At 44.1% G+C, this 18,665-nt stretch carries 14 protein-coding genes; 11 read left to right on the top strand and 3 right to left on the bottom strand.

Annotation, left to right across the window (positions count from 1 at the left end; all coding sequences use genetic code 11):
* Positions 1 to 692: 692 nt before the first annotated feature.
* A complete protein-coding gene (locus tag RH949_RS12190) occupies positions 693 to 1,781 on the bottom strand; it encodes a hypothetical protein (RefSeq protein ID WP_446353394.1) in 1,089 nt (362 codons plus the stop codon).
* 456 nt (positions 1,782 to 2,237) lie between these two features.
* Positions 2,238 to 3,161 (bottom strand): nucleoside hydrolase, encoded by a 924-nt coding sequence (locus RH949_RS12185; protein ID WP_446353392.1) that lies wholly within the window; start codon positions 3,159 to 3,161, stop codon positions 2,238 to 2,240.
* A 188-nt stretch (positions 3,162 to 3,349) separates the two neighbouring features.
* Between RH949_RS12185 and RH949_RS12180 the strand changes: the two genes are divergently transcribed.
* The 11 genes from RH949_RS12180 (at position 3,350) to RH949_RS12130 (ending at position 16,646) form a co-directional block, all read left to right on the top strand.
* Positions 3,350 to 4,624 carry an AAA-like domain-containing protein gene (locus tag RH949_RS12180; RefSeq protein ID WP_446353390.1) on the top strand — a complete coding sequence of 425 codons (1,275 nt, stop codon included), beginning with the start codon at positions 3,350 to 3,352 and terminating at the stop codon, positions 4,622 to 4,624.
* Between the two features lie 117 nt (positions 4,625 to 4,741).
* Positions 4,742 to 5,365, top strand: coding sequence for a restriction endonuclease subunit R (locus RH949_RS12175; protein WP_446353388.1), 624 nt, complete (start codon positions 4,742 to 4,744; stop codon positions 5,363 to 5,365).
* A gap of 273 nt (positions 5,366 to 5,638) precedes the next feature.
* Positions 5,639 to 9,100 (top strand): WD40 domain-containing protein, encoded by a 3,462-nt coding sequence (locus RH949_RS12170; protein ID WP_446353386.1) that lies wholly within the window; start codon positions 5,639 to 5,641, stop codon positions 9,098 to 9,100.
* Positions 9,101 to 9,152: 52 nt separating this feature from the next.
* The gene (locus RH949_RS12165) at positions 9,153 to 9,683 is read left to right on the top strand and encodes a COP23 domain-containing protein (protein ID WP_446353384.1); all 531 of its coding nucleotides are present in this window, start codon (positions 9,153 to 9,155) and stop codon (positions 9,681 to 9,683) included.
* Between the two features lie 4 nt (positions 9,684 to 9,687).
* Positions 9,688 to 10,572, top strand: coding sequence for a S1 family peptidase (locus tag RH949_RS12160; protein WP_446353382.1), 885 nt, complete (start codon positions 9,688 to 9,690; stop codon positions 10,570 to 10,572).
* 38 nt (positions 10,573 to 10,610) lie between these two features.
* Positions 10,611 to 12,566, top strand: a complete 1,956-nt coding sequence (locus tag RH949_RS12155) for a tetratricopeptide repeat protein (protein ID WP_446353380.1) — start codon at positions 10,611 to 10,613, stop codon at positions 12,564 to 12,566.
* Positions 12,567 to 12,790: 224 nt separating this feature from the next.
* Entirely contained in the window at positions 12,791 to 13,063 is a 273-nt protein-coding gene (locus RH949_RS12150; RefSeq protein WP_446353396.1) for a hypothetical protein, read from the top strand.
* A 216-nt stretch (positions 13,064 to 13,279) separates the two neighbouring features.
* A complete protein-coding gene (ffh, locus tag RH949_RS12145) occupies positions 13,280 to 14,740 on the top strand; it encodes a signal recognition particle protein (RefSeq protein ID WP_446353378.1) in 1,461 nt (486 codons plus the stop codon).
* A gap of 158 nt (positions 14,741 to 14,898) precedes the next feature.
* Positions 14,899 to 15,150 (top strand): 30S ribosomal protein S16, encoded by a 252-nt coding sequence (gene rpsP / locus RH949_RS12140; protein WP_006103355.1) that lies wholly within the window; start codon positions 14,899 to 14,901, stop codon positions 15,148 to 15,150.
* Positions 15,122 to 15,523 carry a KH domain-containing protein gene (locus tag RH949_RS12135; protein ID WP_044209199.1) on the top strand — a complete coding sequence of 134 codons (402 nt, stop codon included), beginning with the start codon at positions 15,122 to 15,124 and terminating at the stop codon, positions 15,521 to 15,523. Before rpsP ends, RH949_RS12135 begins: the two co-directional genes overlap by 29 nt.
* A 166-nt stretch (positions 15,524 to 15,689) precedes the next feature.
* Positions 15,690 to 16,646, top strand: coding sequence for a PhoH family protein (locus RH949_RS12130; RefSeq protein ID WP_446353375.1), 957 nt, complete (start codon positions 15,690 to 15,692; stop codon positions 16,644 to 16,646).
* A 143-nt stretch (positions 16,647 to 16,789) separates the two neighbouring features.
* Here RH949_RS12130 and RH949_RS12125 read toward each other — a convergent pair.
* A partial coding sequence (locus RH949_RS12125) for a CHAT domain-containing protein (protein WP_446353373.1) occupies positions 16,790 to 18,665 on the bottom strand: 1,876 nt, incomplete at its 5' end.

Raw genomic sequence — 18,665 nt, 5'->3', positions numbered from 1 at the left:
ATTCCCCGACGTGATTGACTTTGCCTGCATCTGACCATGACACCCTGTCTCAGACTCCGTATTTCTACTGATAGTAAAATTAAGCCAGATGGAGAAATGCGATCGCTACCGTAGAATTACGGAAATTTGGCGCTTATGACACGCTTCAACCCGTCAATATCTGATCACCACTTATCGCGAACATTAGGTTCACAGAACCTGATTCGTAAATTATTTGTAACACAAACGACAGCCTTTAATCATCGAAACGTAAACTTCTATGTCATTTGCTTGTGCTTTCTCGGAAAGGTGATTACATTAGAAATTGAAGCCTAAAGGCTTACTAATGACAGAAGTTGAACTGAAAAAATCAAATTAGGAGGTATAAAACCGACTGATAAATTTCATCTCTATTTCCTCATTGACAAGTAACAGCAACGCTCAACAAATTGCTGAGATTTCCTAAAATTGTAAACTAGGGAGATAAGCTCTAAAAACTAAGTTTTTAGTGCCACTCCAGATAGAATTAACTTAAACAGGAAATCATTCAAGCAGTCTAGTTTTGAGAGTTGCTGTTGCTTTATGGTTTGTCATTCGTCATTCGTCGTAATCGCTTCTCTTCACGCTAGCGCAGTTTTCAACGCAGACTTAATAAATTATAGAACCCTTCTTTTCCAGACTGTAGAGACGTTGCATGCAACGTCTCTACAAAGCTATTCTGGCTCTTGAAACACGTCACAGGAGAACATCTCCGTTAATGTCCGCAGATAGGGTAAAAAGGTTGCCATATTTTCGGGAGGTAGGCGATTGTACATTTCCCAACCAATCGCTTTCAGCATATCTTGCACTAAACGCCAGCCGACACGCAGACGCGGATAAAGCATGACGCATAACGGAAACAATTCTCGCTGCACCGCCCGAATGTCATCTTCTAAGACACACAGACACAGATAAACCTGAAACATTTCCACGTCGCGGATACTGGCAATTCTTACCGTTTTGCTCATCAGCGAACCGCTGTAGGTTTCGTAGTTGGGATTTTGACGGCAAACTTGTTGGCACACCGAAATAGCCAGTTTTGTGCTGATGGGTAACAGATTCTGCACCGCTAATAGCGCCTGGGAATTGTAGGGATGGTTGGCAGCTGCATCATACGCCGCTTGTAGGGGCATATACATGTGGTCATCCATTACCTTTAAATAGGGAAGCCACAGTTTTTGTTCCCCTGGGGAGAGCCACTCGAGTAATTTTTGACCCGTGTAGTGAAACTGCATACTGACAAACCCGATCGCACGGCGGTCAACACTCGTATATTTTTGGCGCACTTTACCAAAATCTTTGCCGACAATCACCGATAAGCGTCGGGGTGTTGCGCGTTGAGCATAAGCATTTGCCGTCTTTTGAAACAGATAACGGGTATCAGCCGCAATTTCTAAGGGATTGACTAATTCAGGATTAATACCATGACGCCGAATTTCCTCAGATAGCAGCGTTTCGGTCAACGACCAGGCTTGGGCACTGGCAAAGTTGAGCTTTTGCATCATTTTCTCTGCCGTGCTTTTTCTGGCTTCGAGTGAGGCAATTTCCTTGAGATCCGCCGCCGCTAAACTGGATGCTGACTCATTTTGGTCTTGGTTGGTAACAGCCGTATAGTATTTCCTCGCCCAAAGCACCGCTAAGGAATGAACGTTGGATGTTGACGAGTCGGACTTTGACGAGTTGGGTGTTTTGCCAACAGTAGAACGCTGACGCTGTGTCGGCTGGGACACGGAACGTTCTGTGGATGCGATGGAATAGGTCATGGTAAAAATCCCGCTACACTCTCATTTCCCTTCAATAGGAGAAGATGCAAAAAGCCCTATTTCTCACCTGTAGTCAGGTGAGTGTCAATCAGCACTGATGATGCATCCTCTCGGCGTTAAAAAAATCGGATGTTATATGGAAACTTTAAAAGAGCAGAGTCTGCCTCTGAACTCTTGTCCCAGACAAGGAGGGGTTCGAGTTGCGATAACGACTCTGCTCAAAAATCGCTTCTGTCATATTTTTGCTGTTTTTATCATTCATAATACAGGATTATCACAGTTATTAAAAGAAATGAACCATTCTCATTTAGTTTTCACCCAACAGGTGAGACTGGCAGGGGATTACCCCTCAAGCGCTTTCCAGGAAAGGGTTAATGGTTAATTGGGTTGGGGAGGCATGATTCTCAGATAACTCGGCTGAGCGTGAGTAAGGTGACTTAAATCACACTTTCCATGTTACCTTGCCCACTGATGTAAGAGATAGGAGTAGTATTCTGTCTTATCGACGGTATCCAGCACCCGAATCCGTTTTCCTCCCGCTTCGACTTGGATACGACCTTGACTGGAACCCTGAGGAATCACAGTGGTTTCCCAATCTTGCCAGGTAAAGAACTCGGGATGAGCCAGATAGGTGGTGGCGAGAACATCCCAGAAATAATAGTCTTGGGGAATTACTAAGGCGTAACATTGACCCGCCAAATCGGAAATGGGATGGTGACGCTGTTTCCCCAATTTGTAAACAAACTCAGAGGTAACCGGGACGGTATTGGTCAAGTCAAGGGGACAAAGGACAATCGGAATCTGAGTTTGCCAAATTTGATGCACGGCGAGGGGGTCCCAGTAGGCGTTCCATTCGGCTGAACCATCTTGTCCAGGTTCCAGGCTTTTTTCGACGTTCCCTGAAACGTGAATTGCACCCCCCATCCAGACGATTTGTTCAATCTTCGCTGCGATATCAGGGGCGAGGGTTAAGGCGGTGGCGACAGTGGTGAGGGGTCCTGTCACCATCAGGGTAACAGGTTGGTCAGCCGTTTGCAGCGATCGCACGATAAACTCTTGACCGGTTTCGGTTAGCAGGGGGGTTTGAATGGTGTCATTCTGGTTAAGAATTGGCAGATGATCCACGATAAACGCATCCCGGCGGTAAAGGGGGGGAAAGGGATTAATCCCGCGTACCGTACTTTCAGCAACGGGGATATGAGAACATCCGATTAGGTCTAAAATTTTGCGCGTGGCGTTAACGGCGGGTTGAATATAGCAATCAGCCGGAGTGACAACGATACCCAAAGGTTGGATGTGATCCATTGTCATCAGCAAGACGGTTGCCAAATAATCATCGACACCGCCATCATGATCCATTAGGACGAAAGGTTTGGACACGAGGAGAAATTTTCCGCAAGCATACACTTGATTATTATCCCTCAATTTTCATCCTTGACCAGATCCCCGACTTCTTGAAGAAGTCGGGGATCTAAATTGTCCGACTTATATCTGACTTATATATGACTTGGCGGGATAAGAGGGATGATAAGACTATGATCACAACAGGGTGATTCAATAGTTTAATCATGTCGCGATCATTAAAAGTTGCTTCCCAGTATATCGAAATAGTCAAAGCTGCACTACCACGAAATCGTTTTGCGAGTCAGCAAAAGTTAGCCGAGAGTGTACAGCTTTCTCTCTCCACCGTCTCCAATTTCCTCAATGGCAAACCTGTAGACTATTTGAATTTTTATGAACTGTGCCATACGTTGGGGCTGAATTTAGAGGACATTGCGGACTTTTCTGTCGCGGATAAGAACTCATCTTTAGTAGTAGAGGTGGATGAAGAACAGACAGATACTGAACCTGAAGTCTCTACCTATATCCTGCGTCCTCCCAGCGAATCGCGTTGCTATGAAACAATCGTCAAGCCCGGTTCCCTACTGCGAATTAAAGCCCCAAAGCGGATGGGAAAAACCTTGCTGATTGATAAGATTCTCGAACAAGCAGTCAAAGAACATTATCGCACCGTTCGCTTAAATTTACTCCACGCCGATCAAGCCGTTTTGCGTGGACTCGATGAATTCTTGCGCTGGTTCTGTACGTTTGTTAGTCGGAAACTAAAATTACCGACTCAACTTGCAGAGTATTGGGAAGAAGGGTTAGGAAGTTCTCAAAATTGCACGATTTATTTTGAAGATCATCTGTTATCTCAATTAGACCAGCCCTTAGTCTTGGCGTTAGATAATGTTGATCAAATTTTTCCCTATCCCAAAATTGCCCAAGACTTTTTTGGTATGCTGCGAGTTTGGCATGAGGAAGCAAAAACCAGCCGACTGTGGCAGAAATTGCGGTTAGTGATCGCCCATTCTACCGATGTTTATATTCAGCTTAGTACAAATCGTTCACCGTTTAATGTCGGTGTGCCAATTGAGTTACCAGAGTTTACGCCCGAACAAATGCAAGAGTTAGCCCAACAACAAAGATTAGATTTGGATAATTCCCAGGTGACTCAGTTAATAGAGATGGTAGGAGGACATCCCCATCTGATTCAGCTTGCTATTTATTCCCTCACTCGTGAAGATATTACGTTTGAACAACTCTTGCAAACGGCTGCTACCGAATCAGGAATTTACAGCAATCATTTACGGGGACAGTTGTGGAATTTACAACAGTATCCTGAGTTAGCCGCAGCGATGAAAACGGTAGTTGAGGCAAATTGCCCTGTGCCATTGGAATCGATGCTGATGTTTAAGTTACAAAGCTTAGGTTTAGTGCAATTAGAGAATAATTCTGTTAAGCCGCGTTGTTTGCTATATTCCCAGTATTTTTCCCAGACGCTTAGAGATGGGAAAACATAAATTAAAAGTCTCGAACTGTCGGGGCGGGTTTAGCCAAAAACCTGCCTTACGCATTGCATACTCACAAAAGTATTCCGTTTGTATTTCACAAAAATGCTGTTTATAGGAGGTAAAATAATGGTTGAAACCATCGCTGCCCAGAAAATTAATCTCGATGATTTAATCAAAAAATTTGGTTTAGAACGTATCGATGATCTACAATTCTTCCCAGAATGGCAAGATGACTTACCTGAACTCACGGATTCAGAAGAGCAATCTTTAGATGAAGTTAAAGGAGACTATCTCCACTTATCTCGATATACCATCCTTGAACCCATTGTTAAACTTGTGGTTTTGTCACCCTTATTGAAACTAGCAGGATTTTATCGTCCGCCGTTTTATCTTGCGGCTGAGAAGGAGGTAGAAATTGCCTCGGAGGATGAGGAACTGATAATTAAAGGGCGTCTTGACCTTTTGGTTTTTACCCCTGAGTTTTGGATACTGGTAATTGAGGCAAAAGGGGCAAAATATTCCTTAGATGCCGGGATACCACAAGCTTTGACTTATATGCTGGGTCATCCTAATCCTAACCAACCTGCATTTGGATTGGTTACAAACGGTATGGATTTTATTTTTTTGAAGCTGATTAAACAGGATAGACCAAGATATGCTGAGTCCTATCCATTTTCGCTCAGACGCGGAGATGACATTTATACGGTACTTAGGATTTTAAAACGGTTGAGTCAATTACTAAGTCAATAGAAAGTGTTATCAACAATACGGTGTAATTAGAGTGGCGTGGCACAGCAAATTTAATGAAATAGTAGGGGCGCATAAATGTCATTGGTGTCAATTTAAGCCAGAAACCCCCTCACCCCCAGCCCCTCTCCCACCGTGGGGAGAGGGGAGTAATAGTTATAATCTATTCCATCATTTTAGGTTGTAAGTTGGGTTGACGAAAGAAACCCAACAAAATCCAATTTTTATGTACTTTAAAGCAATAGAGTGTCCACTACTACGAAGGACAAATGATCAATGACTAATTACGAATATCAATTTGGTGGCAGTTTAGCCGCTGATGCTCCCAGTTATGTAATGCGTCAAGCAGATGAAGACCTTTATCAGGCGTTAAAGGCTGGTAAATTTTGCTATGTGTTGAACTCGCGGCAAATGGGAAAGTCTAGCTTGCGGGTGCAAACTATGGAAAAATTGAAAAAAGAAGGGGTAAAATGTGCGTCAATTGACTTGATAACAATTGGCAGTGATAATGTCACCCAATCTAATTGGTACAAAGGAATATTTTACGATTTAGTCAGAAAACTTGAGCTATCGGATAAGATTAACCCAAGAACTTGGTGGAAAGAGCATGAATCGTTATCCGCTGTGCAGCAATTGGGTATTTTTTTAGAAGAATTTTTATTGGCTAAAGTAGCGGAAAATATTGTTATTTTTATTGATGAAGTTGATACGGTAATTAGTTTAAACTTCTCAACCGATGATTTTTTTGCTTTAATTCGGGGGTGTTACAATCAACGGGTTGACAATCCCGCTTATAAACGGTTGACGTTCTGCTTACTAGGTGTAGTCACGCCTTCAGATTTTATTCGGGACAAAAATCGCACACCATTTAACATTGGTTGTGGAATCGAATTATGTGGTTTTGAATTAGATGAAGCACAACCATTAGCTGAGGGATTAGTCGGTAGAGTGGATCATCCCCATGAGATTTTAAAAGAAGTTTTGAGTTGGACAGGAGGACAGCCATTTCTTACCCAAAAGCTTTGTCAAATTGTTTATGATGCTTGTGGAGAATCCCAACATTCTTTCAAGCCAGGAGAGTCAGAGAAAGAGTGGGTGGAAAAGTTGGTGCGATCGCACATCGTTGAAAACTGGGAATCTCAGGACAATCCAGAACATTTGAGGACAATCCGCGATCGTATCCTGAGCAATAAAAAAACTGCTGGGCGACTGTTGGGGTTGTACCAGAAGATTTTGCGACAGGAAGAGATTGTCGCTAATGATAACAAACAAATGGAATTGCAACTGTCCGGTTTGGTGGTTAAACAGCAGAGTAGGCTAAGAGTTTACAATCGAATCTACCAAGAAGTTTTTAACCAGAGTTGGGTAAATCATGTTTTAGCCAATTTGCGACCTTACTCTGAGGATATAACGGCTTGGTTAGCTACTAATTGCCAAGACGAATCACGATTGTTGCGGGGCAAAAAATTGCAAGAAGCATTGGCATGGAAAGTTAATAAAAGCTTGAGTTATGAGGATGAACAATTTCTGGATACTAGCCAAGCTCAAGAAAAACGAGAGTTAGCTGAAGATCGAATTAAAGCCGAACGCCGTTCAGCCGAATTGCAAAATAAAACAACACAGATTCTTCGTGCAGGTAGTATTGGACTGACTCTAATCTTGGTTACATCAGTAACCGTAGTGGGATGGACAACGAACTATGTAAAACATCAAATAAAAAGAGCGAATATTGCCGAACAAGATGCCCAACTTAATACCATGAGTACATCTTCTGAGGCACTCTTGCTTTCAGGTAACACGTTGGAGGCACTAATAGCAAGTTTGAGGGCAGGAATCCAACTCAAAGAGGTAGTTGATGTCACTCCTGATACTCGAATTCGGGTTGTAACATCATTGCATCAGGCGTTTTCTGAAATTCAAGAGCGTAATCGGTTACAGGGACATAGTGACAGTGTGTCTGACTTAAGTTTTAGTCCTGATGGACAGACTCTTGCTTCTGCTAGCGCTGATAAAACAATTAAACTCTGGAGACGTGATGGAACATTGCTCAACACTTTCCCAGAAGATAGCGGTCAGGTTAATAGTGTCAGTTTTAGCCCTGACGGGAAAACAATTGCCTCCGCTAGTGCTGATCATACAATTAAGCTTTGGAGTCGTGATGGAATTCTACTCAAAGTTATTCAGGGACATGGTGATAGTGTCAGATTTGTTCGTTTCAGTCCTGATGGCAAGACCATTGCTTCTGCCAGTGCGGATAATACGGTCAAACTTTGGAGCCATGATGGAACATTATTCAAAACATTACAAGGGCATAGCGATCTGGTATGGAGTGTAAGTTTCAGTCCCGATGGACAAACCATTGCCTCAGCTAGTCAGGATAATACTATCAAACTCTGGAGTTTAGAGGGTCGTCTTGTCAAAACGCTTGAAGGGCATAGGAATAGTGTTTTTACGGTGGCTTTCAGTCCCGATGGACAGACCATTGCTTCTGCTGGTGCCGATCAAACGGTTAAACTTTGGGACTTAGAAGGAAAAATACTCAAGACTTTACCTGGACATAGTAGTTTTGTTTGGAGCGTCAGATTTAGCCCTGATGGCAGGACAATAGCTTCTGCTAGTGCCGATAAAACGGTTAAACTCTGGAGTCTGGAAGGCAAGTTGCTCAAAACTCTACAAGGGCATACAGATAGTGTTTTAAGCGTAAATTTTAGTCCCGATGGACAGACAATTGCTTCTGCTAGTCAGGATAATACCGTCAAATTCTGGAATCGCGATCGCAATTCTATCCAAACCCTTCCAGGAGAGGTGGCTTGGGATGCAAGTTTTAGTCCTGATGGGCAGATGATTGCGTCTGCTAGTCGAAACAACACCATTAAACTCTGGAGTCAGTCCGGTGAGTTACTGAAAACTCTCCCAGGACATACGGATCAAGTTTATAGTGTGAGCTTTAGTCCTGATGGACAAACCATTGCTTCTGCTAGTGCCGATAAAACAGTTAAACTCTGGAGTAGAAACGGTTCCTTGCTCAAAACGTTACAGGGGCATAAGAGTAGTGTTTGGAGCGTGAGTTTTAGTCCCAATGGACAAACCATTGCTTCTGCTGGTGCAGATAAAACGGTCAAACTTTGGACTTTAGACGGTCACTTGGTCAACAGTCTAAAGGGACATACAGATCAAGTGTATAGTGTGAGTTTCAGTCCCGATAATAAAACAATTGCCTCCGTTAGTGCTGATCATACGATTAAGCTTTGGAGGCTAAATGGCACATTGCTGAAAACGATTCCAGCACATAGCGCTGGTGTACTCAGCGTCAGTTTTAGTCCCGATGGTCAAACCATTGCCTCCGCTAGTGCCGACAATACGATCAAACTCTGGAATCAAGATGGCACTTGGCTCAAAACATTGTCGGGACACAGCAATTGGGTGAATCGAGTGAGTTTCAGTTCAGATGGTCAAATCCTCGCTTCAGCGAGTGAGGACAAAACCATAAGACTCTGGAACCGAGATGGTATTTTACTCAAAACCCTTCAGGGACAAGGAAAAGCTTTCAATAATGTAAGTTTCAGTCCCGACAATAAGACCATAATTTCCAGCAGTGGGGGAGATGAGGTAATCCTATGGAACCTGAATCTTGATGATTTACTGGTACGCACTTGTAATTGGTTGCACGACTACTTGAAAACGAATCAAAATATTAGTGGCAGCGATCGCTATCTTTGCGATGAATATGACCGATAGGCAGTGATACTTTTGTTCTAGCTATACCTTGAATCTAAGCGAGAAGAGGATTATGAAAAACCGATTGATGAATAGACTACTGATTGCACTCCTAATTGGATTCGGTGCAACTGTGACTCTTAGCCAGATTGGAAATACTCAAGCTGGCGATATCACAATGTATTGTGGCAAACATAACGGAGTAGACGCGACCATGGTGCAAAATCCCGAGAGAACTTACCCCCTGATTTTGTGGGTATCAACTCTCGGAGGTCATACCCCTAGAGATCGCTGTCAAATTATATCTCCCAGGTTTCAAACTTATATCATAGAACAGGGAATGGATTATATTATGCTTGACCCAGCCAGTAATTCTCCCGTCCTCTGTGCCAGTAGGGATCGATACAGTGGTTGTGAAGCCGTACTATTTACGCTGAAGTCGAGGGCGGATGCCAGTCGGATTATTCAGCAGTTAAACAACCTTTCTCGATATGTTGGAAGTCCGATATCTCAAGCTGGGTCAAATCCAGTTTACTTTAATTTAAAGCAATACCTCAGAGACCTTTCACCTGAAAATGGGAACACCCCTCTATTAGAGCAGTAAATCCATGGCTAATGCAGCCAAAATGAATTGGTACTTACTCATCATGGTTATCTGTACTGGGAGTCTATTGATTACTCTATCAGTAGTCATCCTGAATGTCAGTTTTTCTAATCCTAGAGATGTCTTTTCCATCCAAATTGGACAAAAGCAAGACACCCTATCTGTAAAGCAACTGGATGATTTAGCCCAAACTTTTACCGTTAAAGTCTTGTCACAAGATACCTGGGGTTCAGGGGTTATCTTATACAAGCAAGGGCTGATCTATACAGTTTTAACGACTGAACATATACTGGTAGAAGGAGACGCTCATCGGATTCAGACTCCTGATGGTCATCTCTATCGAGCCAATTGGTTACAGACTGTCCACCTCAACGGTAATGATTTAGCCCTATTACAATTTCAGAGTACCGATGAGTCTTACCCAGTCGCCTCTCTAGATACTTCATATACGTTAACAGTAGGTGATCAAGTGTTTGCCGCAGGATTTTCCTCAGAAGCTAAACCATCAAACCCTAAAGGGTTTGTATACACAACTGGGCAAATCTCTCTTTTACCTGAGCAAGCCTTTGAGGGAGGTTATCAAATCGGGTATACCAATCGGGTGGAAAAGGGGATGAGCGGGGGACCTTTGCTTAATTATCAGGGTAAGCTTATAGGTGTCAATGGTATGGATAAGTATCCTCTTTGGGGAAATCCTTATGTTTTCAAAGATGGCTCTGTACCTTCAACAGAAGTACAGCAGCAAATGCGTCGTCTGAGTTGGGCAATTCCCATGCAGACTTTTGTCGAGCTAGTTCCGGAATCATTAAAGTCAAGTTTAGTATTGTCACCGCTTTTTGATGAACAAAGTGATCGGCAAAACAGTTTTATGAGTACAACTCAAAAATGACGTAAAAAACGACTACAAACTTTAATTGAGGTGCATGAATGACTTTTCCTTATCAGTTTCCAGCAGCAATCATCGGTATCGCAGCCACCATTGTAATGGTTCAGCCTAAAATTACCGTGGCAGCAACAGCCGAAGACATTAGGAATACGGCGAAAGAGATTACTGTGTTAATTCGGGAGAGCGGTAAAAATCATGGTTCTGGAGTAATTATTGCTAGGAGTGGTGACACACATTTCATTTTAACCGCGAAGCATGTCGTCTCTAAGAAACCTGATTCACCTTCCTATGAAGTTATTGCTCCTGATGGCAGTTCATCTTATGAGATTAATGATGCAAGTATTGTTCCACTCGACGGTGTAGACTTGGCTATCGTACCGTTTATCAGTAAAAAGCGCTACAAAATTGCTACAATTTTCGATAAAGAAGAGAAAGTTACGATACTTGACAATGACTCAACAAGTAAGATTTCACAAAGGGATCAACCTGTTGTCGTTGCTGGATACCCCATGGACGTTTCTCAGCCTGGTGAACCTGTATTGACTCTTGGATTACTTTTAGATAAGGAAGCTGCCTTTTCTACAGCACAAAACCCTTTTGATGGTGGTTATGAGCTTTTGTATACAAATGCAACCCAAAAAGGAATGAGCGGTGGTCCAGTTTTAGATGCTGATGGACGAGTAATTGGAATTCATGGACAGACTGAGGCAGATAGTAAAGATAATATCGAGTTTGGTTACAGTTTGGGTATTCCTATTCATGAATTTTTAGAGCAGGAAGTAAGCACGTTCACAGCACTAGGCGTAACAGCAGCTTCCTTAGCTTCCTTAGAACCACCAGATAGAACACATTATCCTGCTAACCAATTTTCACCAAAGGATATTGAAAATTTATCAGGAGGTTCAGTATCGCCATGTCCTATAGATAACTCTATTTCAATTGAAGAGTTAGCTCAACGAGGTAATCGTTTATATCGATTAAGGCGTTATATAGAATCACTTGAATGTTTTAATAAAATTATCAAAATTAATCCTGACTATCGGATTGCTTGGTATGCAAGAGGGTTTTTACTCAGTCAGCACTTAGAAAAATTGGGGCAAGGACTGAATTCGCTAGAAGAAGCAACCAAAATTGATCCAGACTACCACACGGCTTGGCACTGGCGAGGTGTAGTATTGTATGAATTAGGACGCTATGAGGAAGCACTTACTTCCTTTGAGCAAGCAATAGAAAATTATAGTCATGATGCCTACTATCAAGCTTGGTATGGTAAAGGACAAGCCTTGGAAGCATTGGGACGTCATGAAGAAGCGCTTGCTGCCTTTAATATAGCCAGTCTAGATCAAAGTAGCTATGCAGCTTTAATTAAGCGCGGTGATGGTTTCTTTTACTTTGAGGAATATGAAAAAGCGTTAGAATCTTATGACCAAGCAATTCAAATAAATGATAAAAATTTGCAAGCATGGCTCAAAAAAGGAAAAAGCTTAAGAAGATTGCATTGGTATCAAGAAAGTCTTGATATTTTAGAAGAAGCTCTAATATTTAGCCAACGCCATCCAAGGATTCAGAATGAAGTAGCTCCAGAAATCTGGGATGAAATAGGCAATGTACTGTTCTTTGGATTTTCAAATAACGAAGAAGCTATATTGGCATTCAAAAAAGCAATTGAACTCAACCCTAACTACTATCAAGCTTGGTATCATTTAGGTGTTGTACTACAATATGGCACGGGTTTAGCGCAATGGTCAGTTTTTCAAGAAAATTACCGAAAAGCTATTGCCGCATACAATGAAGCTCTCCGAATTAACCCTGAATTTGAATTGGCTATAATCCACAAGAAAAACGCAGGAAATCAGTTGCAATTTGTGACAAATTTCGTCGTAAATTATCCGAATCTAACAGGAAATTGTGATAAAGAAAAATTACATATAGGTCTAATAGACAATGGAATTGTTGGTCAGTGTAAATCAAATTTTATAGAGTTTGGTATAGATTAATAGTTATCGTTTAACTGATTATCCAGACTATCCTCAGCTAATTTTTGAGGATGGCATCATCTAACGCCTTTACTTTTGGATTGAGTCAGGAGAACGTGTTGTCTGGTGGGGACAACCCGGATGGAAGGTTGAGTTATTTCCACGGGATAATGTTCCGGCTATTCCGGATTGCCCATAAAATAAATTTAAGAACACTATTTGTAAATTCGAGACAATCCCAAATTATGCTACTTTTACCTAAACTGCAAAATTCACCCAATACGTTTCCAATTGAAGGTGCTGTCCGTATTGAATTGGTTGAAGGAATCCCTCTGTTTCGCGCTTCTAGTACCGTTCAAGAACGGATAGAGGCACTTTTAGAGAAACAACAAAACTATTCGCTAAGTTCTGAAGAAGAACAAGAACTGGATTTGGATGAAGAAATCGATGATTATCTCAGCTTTGTCAATCGGACTGTTCGCAATCTTTATTTAAGTCAGAATCAATCGGATATATAAACAATGCCTGCTCGTCGTCAAATCCTAGGACGACATCCACCACCAGGCGATCCCATTCAGTCAGGAAATTATAATTCTTAAATCGGTGAAAACCGCGATCGCACAATCCAGAGGTCGAGAACTGGTAGAAAAAGCCCCTAAAGCGTTATTGTGTAAGAAGTCACGGCAATCCGACCCTATCTCTCGTAACACTAAACTTTTAGACTAACGTTAACTATGTTTGATGCTCTCGCCGAACGCTTAGAAGACGCCTGGAAGAAACTACGCGGTCAAGACAAGATATCTCAAGCCAATATTCAAGACGCCCTGAAAGAGGTGCGTCGGGCTTTGCTGTCGGCAGATGTGAACCTGCAAGTTGTCAAAAAATTTGTTGCTGATGTTGAAACGACGGCAATGGGCGCTGATGTTATCGCTGGCGTCCGCCCTGACCAACAGTTTATCAAGATTGTCTACGATGAACTGGTGCAGGTGATGGGGGAAAGTAATGTCCCCTTGGCTAAGGCAGATACATCGCCCACTATCGTGCTGATGGCAGGGTTGCAGGGAACCGGGAAAACTACGGCGACGGCTAAGTTAGCCCTACACCTGGGGAAGGAAAACCGCAGTTGCTTGATGGTGGCGACGGACGTTTATCGCCCTGCGGCGATTGACCAGTTGGTGACGTTGGGTGAACAGATTAATATCCCTGTTTTTGAAATGGGGACGGATACTAACCCCGTAGAGATTGCCCGTCAGGGGGTTGCCCATGCCAAAGAAACGGGTGTTGATACTGTAATTATCGATACGGCGGGACGATTACAAATCGACGCCGAGATGATGGCAGAACTTGCCCAGATCAAGGACAATGTTAAACCCGACGAGGTGCTGCTGGTTGTTGACGCGATGACGGGTCAAGAGGCGGCAACCCTAACCCATACGTTTAATCAACAAATTGGGATTACAGGGGCAATTCTGACCAAGCTGGATGGCGATACGAGAGGGGGTGCAGCCTTGTCTGTGCGCCAGGTATCGGGTCAGCCGATTAAATTTGTCGGTGTGGGTGAAAAGGTAGAGGCACTACAGCCATTTTATCCCGATCGCATGGCATCCCGGATTCTGGGTATGGGCGATGTGCTGACGCTGGTGGAAAAAGCCCAAGAAGAAATTGACATGGCTGACGCCGCCCAGATGCAGGAGAAAATGCTCAATGCTCAGTTTGACTTCAGCGATTTCTTGAAGCAAATGCGGCTGTTGAAAAATATGGGTTCCCTGGGTGGGTTGATGAAGCTGATGCCAGGAATGGGTAAGCTGAGTTCGGATCAACTGGAAAAAGGGGAAGGCAAACTCAAGCAAACGGAAGCGATGATTAATTCGATGACGGCTGAGGAACGCCGCAATCCGGATTTGCTGGCTGGTTCTCCCAGTCGCCGCCGCCGTATTGCCAGGGGTTCAGGGCATAGTGAGCGTGAGGTGAGCAGTCTAATTAGTGAGTTTACCAAGATGCGATCGCTGATGAAGCAGATGGGTCAAGGTCAAATGGGCGGACTTCCCGGAATGGGCGGAATGGGCGGAATGGGTGGTATGGGTGATATGTTTGGTGGCGGGATGGGCAATCGTGCCTCACAGGGTTGGCGCGGTAGCGGTCCGACAAAGAAGAAGAAAAAGGCGAAGAAGAAGAAGGGGTTTGGTCAGCTTTGAGAAGATAAGGGTGTAGGGGGAGCTGGGGGAGCTGGGGGAGCTGGGGAAGCTGGGGGAGCTGGGGAAGTCAACAAATGACGAATGACGAATGACGAATCCCCATTTCCCCTAAATCTATAATTATCGCTTAAAATCAAACAGGTGAGTTATTGGAAACTATGGTCAAAATTCGATTAAAACGATTCGGCAAAAAGCGTGAAGTGAGTTATCGCATTGTAGCGATTGAGAGTAGTACCCGTCGGGATGGGCGTCCTTTGGAGGAGTTGGGGTTCTACAATCCCAGAACTGATCAAACGACGCTGAATGCCCCCGCTATTGCCAAGTGGCTGAAAAACGGAGCGCAGCCCACGGATACCGTTCGCAGCATTCTCAAGAAAGCCAATGTCCTTGAACAACAAGCCAGTGTCTGAACCTGGGCAGAAAACCAGTCCGGATTATGGGAGTCTGGTGCGATTTTTAGTTGAGCCGTTTTTAGAGTCTTCCACGTCGCTGAGTTTAGACTGCGAACGCGCCCATGCTAATAGTCGGGTCTGGATTCGGCTGGCGTTTGACGGAGAGGACAAGGGGCGAGTCTTTGGTCGAGGCGGTCGTAATATTCAGGCAATTCGCACCGTTATCCAAGGGGTGGCTAAGATTGCTGGTGAATCGGTCTATTTGGATATCTATGATGAGTCGGGTGGCACATCCCGCCGTGAAGCCCCTTCCGGGAGTAGATCCCAGGGGAGGAAAGGTTCGCCTCGACGCTTACCCTTGCCTAAACCTAACTCTAAGCCTCGTTCTTGATTTGTCATTGGTCATTTGTCATTTGTCCTTTGTTTTCCCTGCCTGCTAATAGTTGCAAGACTTACGCAGCCACACCCGATATACTGGTTAAGGTGCGTTACGCTTCGCTAACACACCCTACCACCCTACTGGCTGATAACTGCTCACTGATAACTGATGATAAACCTTGAGTGAAGTATCTAAAACAATTGAATTACCGAGTGTCCAGAGTGCTATGGTACTGGCGGGCGATCGCGAGAGTAATCTGAAGTTGCTCTCTCAACGCACTGGCGCGAGTCTGGTATTAAGGGGACAGGAGTTGCTCATTTCGGGGACTCAAAAACAAGTTGAGCGCGTCTCGTCTGTGGTGCGATCGCTTAAACCGTTTTGGCTGGAGGGTAGACGGATTGAAGAGGCGGATATTCGCACCGCGTTTCAGGCTTTGGATACCCACCGTGAGGATGAACTCCAGGATTTACATCAAGATGTACTGGCGCGTACCCGTCGCGGTGATGTGATTCGCGCCAAGACGTTTCGCCAGCGCCAATACGTTAAAGCGGTTCTTACTCATGATTTGACGTTTTGTATTGGACCGGCGGGAACCGGGAAAACCTTTTTGGCGGTGGTATTGGCAACTCGGGCATTACTGGCAAATGAGTATGAACGCCTTATTTTAACCCGACCGGCTGTAGAAGCGGGGGAAAAGTTAGGATTTTTGCCGGGAGATTTACAGCAGAAAGTCAATCCGTTTTTACGTCCGCTTTATGATGCTTTATATGAACTAATTGATGGGGAGAAAATTCCCAATTTAATGGAACGGGGAATTATTGAAGTCGCACCCTTAGCCTATATGCGCGGACGAACCCTGAATAATGCGTTTGTAATTGTGGATGAAGCCCAAAATACCACCCCAGCCCAGATGAAAATGGTCTTAACTCGCTTGGGGTTTGGTTCTCGGATGGTGGTGACTGGAGATGTTACTCAAACCGATTTACCACCGAATCAAGATTCAGGATTAGGAGTGGCGCAAAAAATTCTCCGCCCCGTTGATGGGATTGCGTTTTGCGAACTTTCCACTCAAGATGTGGTTCGTAATCCTCTGGTTCAGCGCATTGTTGAGGCTTACGAGAAACATCAAAAATAAGGCAGTGGATAGAGAATAGAGGATAGAAGGAAAATTACTACTGCTCGGATAAGCTCTAATTTAATTTTTCTTCCCCATCTTCCCCCGATTCCAGACGCGCCATGGCACGTCTCTACATTGCTTCCTCTATCTTCCCCACTTATCTACTGAGGATTACCAATCAAGGTAAAAGGTGCCCAGTAGTACGGATGCGAGAAGTTGAGATTTTTGGTCTTGGCGAGTTCTGCCATTTCTGGGGGTAAAGTTATGCTCTTATCTCCATAATTTAATTGACCGTTAGCAATACTAACTTCGCCGCGAATCATGGCAAGTTGCGCTCGGCGTAATGCCTCACTTTTAATCGGAACTTGGCTTAACTGACGATAAAATTCAGTGGTGACACCTAATGCCCCTTCATCACTGACGTACCATAGAGTAGCCAAGGTAGAATCAACACCTGCTTGTAATGCTGAGCCAGCAAAACCTAATTCAGCCTCTTGATTACCGAGGGCAGTTCGGCAAGCACTGAGGACTAATAAATCGATAGCGGAATCAGATAAGCCTAATTCCTTGAGTTCATTCAGCCGGAGTTTGCGATTCCACAGTTGAATGTAAGAATTCTCTGGATTACCTGGTTTGAATTCGGCGTGAGTGGCTAGATGGATGATACCAAATTCATTCTGGCTGATTTGTTCTTGCAGATTCTGGAAGGTGAACGTCTCATTGAGAAATGCTTTGCCTTTCCACAGGTATTCAGTAATTGTGGCTAATTCTAGGGGGACATAAGGTAACTCTTGTAAATCGAGGAATTTCGACGCCCCCATCGCTAGAACTGGACGCAAGCGAATGTCGGGATTGCGAGCTTGCATTAAACTGAAGCTGGGAATCAAGTTGACACTATAGTTCTCGATTAAGAAGTTGTCTCCATCGTGAAGGGCGGCGATGGGGAGCGATCGCAACCCGGAATCCATGGCAAACATTAACCCTTGGATTTGGCGTGCTTCTAAATCGTCCGCTAAGGGTTCGATTAACCATTGGTAGAGTTGCTGAGCTGAATCCAGGTAGTTCGTTGATCCGAGGTTACGACGATCGCTAAGTGTCCGCTGAAACTTTTGAGTCTCTGCTAAAACCTTAGCCCGAATCGCATTAGGAACTCGACGTTGAATGGCTTCACCATCGGCAGTAATCAGTACCAATTCTAGCTGTTGATTGTCTTCTGGTGAGCAATTGCTTGATGCTGAGGGGGTATAACCAAATCGGCGATCCATGGCTGGCGCAGACTCTGCTTGACAAGCATTAGCTTCTGAGTTCATGGGTTGAGGGACAAAGCTGACATAAATCACAGCGGTTTTCAAGCCGGTGACTTGTTCGATGTCGCGAGTCCGTTCAGTGATATCTTGTAGATTTAGCTGTTTGGTTACAAATTGTTGTTGGAGATAGGTTTGGAATTCTTGGGTAAAAGCAGCTTCAAGTTGATCCACGCGATCGCTAACATTATCCGTTTCTGACGATGTTGATGATTCTTCCTGGTTTGAAGCCTGCTGTTGAGGCGTCTCACTGGGGGTTCCATTACCGTTGTTTGCGGCTGTGGTGTCTTGTCCAGAGGATTCAGGGGTATTGGAATTACCGTTGGCGACATTGGAATTATCGCCGCTGTCGGTAGGGTTCGAGCCACCGTTATTCACGGTATCGCTATTGTCAGGAGTATCCGGATTAGGATTACGACTATAGGTTTCGTCGCCATCGTTAGAGGTATCGGTGTTAGCGTTCTCTGTCTCCGTCGGATCTGTATTATCGGTGTTGTTATCTACCGTCTCTGTACCACTATTGTCTTCGGCGGTATCGCTATTGTCAGGAGTATCCGGATTAGGATTACGACTATAGGTTTCGTCGCCATCGTTAGAGGTATCGGTGTTGGCGTTCTCTGTCTCCGTCGGATCTGTATTGTCGGTGTTGTTATCTACCGTCTCTGTACCACTATTGTCTTCGGCGGTCTCACTATTTTCAACAGTAACGGGGTTACGGCTATAGGTTTCGCCG

It is taken from the genome of Coleofasciculus sp. A1-SPW-01 (assembly GCF_040217205.1).
GTDB lineage: Bacteria > Cyanobacteriota > Cyanobacteriia > Cyanobacteriales > Coleofasciculaceae > Coleofasciculus > Coleofasciculus chthonoplastes_A.
Note: the sequence above shows the minus strand (reverse complement) of the source record. Positions and strands in the feature narration are given on the sequence as shown.

Coding starts and splice junctions, on each gene's coding strand:
- RH949_RS12150 (WP_446353396.1), top strand. CDS start 12,791: ATGCTACTTTTACCTAAACTGCAAAATTCACCCAATACGTTTCCAATT.
- RH949_RS12180 (WP_446353390.1), top strand. CDS start 3,350: ATGTCGCGATCATTAAAAGTTGCTTCCCAGTATATCGAAATAGTCAAA.
- RH949_RS12135 (WP_044209199.1), top strand. CDS start 15,122: ATGTCCTTGAACAACAAGCCAGTGTCTGAACCTGGGCAGAAAACCAGT.
- rpsP (WP_006103355.1), top strand. CDS start 14,899: ATGGTCAAAATTCGATTAAAACGATTCGGCAAAAAGCGTGAAGTGAGT.
- RH949_RS12165 (WP_446353384.1), top strand. CDS start 9,153: ATGAAAAACCGATTGATGAATAGACTACTGATTGCACTCCTAATTGGA.
- ffh (WP_446353378.1), top strand. CDS start 13,280: ATGTTTGATGCTCTCGCCGAACGCTTAGAAGACGCCTGGAAGAAACTA.
- RH949_RS12155 (WP_446353380.1), top strand. CDS start 10,611: ATGACTTTTCCTTATCAGTTTCCAGCAGCAATCATCGGTATCGCAGCC.
- RH949_RS12190 (WP_446353394.1), bottom strand. CDS start 1,781: ATGACCTATTCCATCGCATCCACAGAACGTTCCGTGTCCCAGCCGACA.
- RH949_RS12175 (WP_446353388.1), top strand. CDS start 4,742: ATGGTTGAAACCATCGCTGCCCAGAAAATTAATCTCGATGATTTAATC.
- RH949_RS12170 (WP_446353386.1), top strand. CDS start 5,639: ATGACTAATTACGAATATCAATTTGGTGGCAGTTTAGCCGCTGATGCT.
- RH949_RS12160 (WP_446353382.1), top strand. CDS start 9,688: ATGGCTAATGCAGCCAAAATGAATTGGTACTTACTCATCATGGTTATC.